At 63.3% G+C, this 3,518-nt stretch carries 3 protein-coding genes; all 3 read left to right on the forward strand.

Features of this window, described 5'->3' with window-relative positions:
- Positions 1–2: 2 nt before the first annotated feature.
- From WCA85_RS23410 to WCA85_RS23420, 3 genes are read left to right on the forward strand one after another with little or no spacing between them, the layout of a single operon-like run.
- Positions 3–1,193 carry an acyl-CoA dehydrogenase family protein gene (locus tag WCA85_RS23410; RefSeq protein ID WP_424067233.1) on the forward strand — a complete coding sequence of 397 codons (1,191 nt, stop codon included), beginning with the start codon at positions 3–5 and terminating at the stop codon, positions 1,191–1,193.
- A gap of 1 nt (position 1,194) precedes the next feature.
- Positions 1,195–2,223, forward strand: coding sequence for an amino acid--[acyl-carrier-protein] ligase (locus WCA85_RS23415; RefSeq protein WP_424067234.1), 1,029 nt, complete (start codon positions 1,195–1,197; stop codon positions 2,221–2,223).
- Positions 2,220–3,281, forward strand: a complete 1,062-nt coding sequence (locus WCA85_RS23420; protein ID WP_424067235.1) for a DUF1839 family protein — start codon at positions 2,220–2,222, stop codon at positions 3,279–3,281. The genes WCA85_RS23415 and WCA85_RS23420 overlap by 4 nt, the downstream gene beginning before the upstream one ends.
- The last annotated feature ends 237 nt before the right edge of the window (positions 3,282–3,518 follow it).

The raw sequence follows: 3,518 nt of genomic DNA on the forward strand, positions 1-3,518 counted from the left end.
CCATCGAACCCGAACCCGGCTGGCGCGCTGCCGCTCGCCGCGTCGCTCAGATCGCCGCGCAATTTGCCGACTCAGTAGATCGTGAAGCGCGCTTTCCCGCCGAGGCCTTCGAGGCGATCAAGCGTGAACGTCTGCTCTCGGCAATGATTCCGGCGAGCTACGGTGGCGCCGGTCTGTCGCTGGCCGATGTGGGCGCGATCTGCGAAATCATGGCTCAGGGATGTGCATCCACCGCGATGGTGTATGCGATGCATCAGATCCAGGTCGCCTGCATCGAGGAACACGGGAACGCTATCGCGTGGCAGCGCGACATGCTGACACGTATCGTCAATGAGCAACTGCTGCTGGCATCAGCCACCTCGGAAGAGACCATTGGCGGCGCGATGCGCACCAGTGCGTGCGCGGTGGAAATCACTGGCGAGCGATTCCGCATCGAAAAGCTGGCGCCGACAATTTCGTACGGGGCCTACTCCGATGCGATTCTTGTCACATCGCGACGCACCGCTGAATCGTCCGCGGGCGACCAGGTGCTGATCGTCGCGCTTCGCGAACAAACGCTGCTTGAAAAACGCGGTGGATGGGATTCGATGGGCATGCGCGGCACCTGCAGCGAAGGCTTCCGGCTGGTTGCTACAGGCCTCGCCGAGCAAATTCTGCCCACGCCCTTCGCCGACATCGCCGATCAGACCATGTTGCCGGTCTCACACACGCTGTGGGCCTCGGTCTGGACCGGCGTCGCTACCGACGCGGTGAATCGTGCCAAAGCCTTTTTCCGGGCCCAGGCGCGCGCCAAGCCCGGTTCGGTACCGCCGGCCGGTTTGCGCCTCGCGGAAGCGGTCGGTTTGCTGCAGATGATGCAGGCGCGCCTGTCCGTGGCGCTGGATGCTGCGCGTATCGCGCATCAGAACAAGCACGGTGGATGTCAGGCGGATGCGCCGCTGTCGGCCATGCTGGGCTTCGCTTCGGACATGAACACGCTGAAAACCAGCATATCGTCAACCGCGCTGCTGGTGGTCCAGGAAGTCCTGATGATCTGCGGCATGGCCGGCTACAAGAACGGCACCGAATATAGCGTTGGGCGTCATCTGCGCGATCTGCATTCCGCGCCGCTGATGATCAATAACGACCGTATTGCCCAAAACACAGCAAGCATGCTGCTGGCCCAACGGCCGGCCGCTCCGGGGAGAGCCTGAAATGAACACGATGACCGAAACTGCGGTGCTGGAAGCGGCCAATCTTGACACCCCTGCTGCCCCGACCTTTCGCGACGAACTGCTGGCGCACGGCATTCTGATCGATACCGGCGAAAACGGCCTGTATGGCCGCAGCCAGGTCTTCGAGGACGTCGTGGAGCGCCTGAATGTCGCCATCACGCATCTTGGTGCGGACCAGCAAGCCGAAGTGCTGCGCTTCCCGCCCGCGATGCGCCGTACCGACTTCGAGGACAGCGAGTATCTGAAGAATTTTCCGGATCTGGCTGGCACGGTGCATTCGTTCTGCGGCAACGACGCGGGCCAGCAACGCCTGCTGCGCTGCCTCGACGACGCGATGCAGAAGAGCGACGACGACCGTGACACTGAATGGATGTCGCAGCAAAAGCCGACCCGTCTCGTTCTCACGCCGGCGGCCTGCTACCCGATCTATCCGGTCGTGGCACGACGCGGTCCGCTGCCTGCGGACGGTCGCACGATAGACGTGCTGTCGTACTGCTTCCGCCACGAACCGTCACTCGACCCGGCCCGCATGCAGATGTTCCGCCAGCGTGAATATGTGCGCCTGGGCAATGCCGAACAGGTCATGACGTTCCGCCAGATGTGGGTCGAGCGCGGCTCGCTGCTGGTCACGCTGCTCAATCTGCCGGTCGACGTCGATCTCGCCAACGACCCGTTCTTTGGCCGCGGTGGCAAGATCGTCGCGGATAGCCAGCGCGCGCAGGCGCTCAAGTTCGAACTGCTGATTCCAGTGGCGAACGCGGCCAGCAAGACAGCCTGCCTGTCGTTCAACTATCACATGGACCATTTCGGCGCGATCTGGAAGATCGAGTGCGAAGATGGTTCCGTGGCGCATACCGGTTGCGTCGGCTTCGGCATGGAGCGGATTACGCTCGCGCTGTTCCGTCATCACGGCTTCGACGTGAACACCTGGCCCGACGACGTGCGCGCCCTGCTGTGGGGCGACACCCAGGCGCGCATCGCTCAGGGGCTGGCCGGAGCACACGTATGAACCCGCCGTTGACCACCCTCTGGAGCGACCCGGCAACGGCCTGCGCGCTGCCGGGTGCCCCCAGGCCTCTGCCGCCCGGCTCGGGCGGTTGCGGCAGCTTCACGGAGCGTGTTCATGCGTCGCACTCGCTGCATCAGGGCGATCGTGTGTGGCAAGAAACCAATTGCTATATCGACCTGTGGATCGAACTGCTGCACGGCTTCGGCCTTGAGCCACGCGCAGCGTTCGGCTTCACGGTGACGCAGGATTTCGAAGGCGATCAGTTCACGTTCTTCAAGTTTCCGCTTGAGGACATCGAACGTCTGTATGGCACCCAGGTGCAGGAACTGGCCATTTACGACTCGCTCGAAGACCGCGTGCACGCCCAGACCCAGCGCGGCCATACCGTGCTGGTCGAAGTCGACGGCTACTATCTGCCGAACACGCGTGCGACGTCGTACCGCCGCGAGCATCCGAAGACGAGCGTGGGCATCGATTTCGTCGATCCGGCGGCCAAGCGTCTGGGCTATTTCCACAACACGGGCTATCACCGGCTGGAAGGCGAAGACTACGACGGCGTGTTTCGCAAGCTGCCGCAGTTCGCCAACCGGCCCGATCTGCTGTTTCCGTATGCGGAGCTCGCCAAGCAGGTCCGGCCCGCCCTGGAAGGCACCGCACTTGCCGAAGCCTCGGCGGAACTGCTGTGCGCTCATCTGGAGCGCCGGCCGCTGCGCAATCCCATTTCGCAATGGCGCGTGGCGTTTCCCGAGCACCTCGAGACCCTGCTTGCGCGTGGCGAATCGTTCTTCCATCCTTACTCGTTCAACCTGATGCGGCAACTGGGCGCGAACTTCGAGTTCCTGTCGAAGTACCTGCAATGGCTGACGGCTCAGGGTTTCGATATTCCTCAAACGATTCCGCTGGCCGCGCAAAAGATCGCTTCCGAGGCCATGGTGATGCAGTTCCGGCTGGTTCGCGCGATGGCGCGTGGCCGGCGCGACACCTGCGACGACTGCTTCGATGTGCTCGAAGCGGCCTACGAGAACACAGTGCCACCGCTTGCCGCGCTTGTGCTGTAACGACACGCATCGACGGCATCGACGGTATCGACGGTATCAACGGCATCAAGAAGAAGAATCATGCGCGCGTTGCTAAACGAAGGGTCCGAGGGAGGCCCGCACGACCGCGCGGACCCGGCGACGGGCTCCGCGGTGCGTCCTGCTGCTTCTTCCACTACTGACGCGGCGGCAGCGACCGTCGAGGTGTGGCCGCAACCGCTGGAAGCCGGCTGGCAATGCGTCACGACCACTGCCGGC

The organism is Paraburkholderia sp., assembly GCF_049581445.1.
Classification (GTDB): Bacteria; Pseudomonadota; Gammaproteobacteria; order Burkholderiales; family Burkholderiaceae; genus Paraburkholderia.

Bases quoted from the DNA above. Each gene is read 5' to 3' on its own strand.
- WCA85_RS23415 (WP_424067234.1), top strand. From the start codon at position 1,195: ATGAACACGATGACCGAAACTGCGGTGCTGGAAGCGGCCAATCTTGAC.
- WCA85_RS23420 (WP_424067235.1), top strand. From the start codon at position 2,220: ATGAACCCGCCGTTGACCACCCTCTGGAGCGACCCGGCAACGGCCTGC.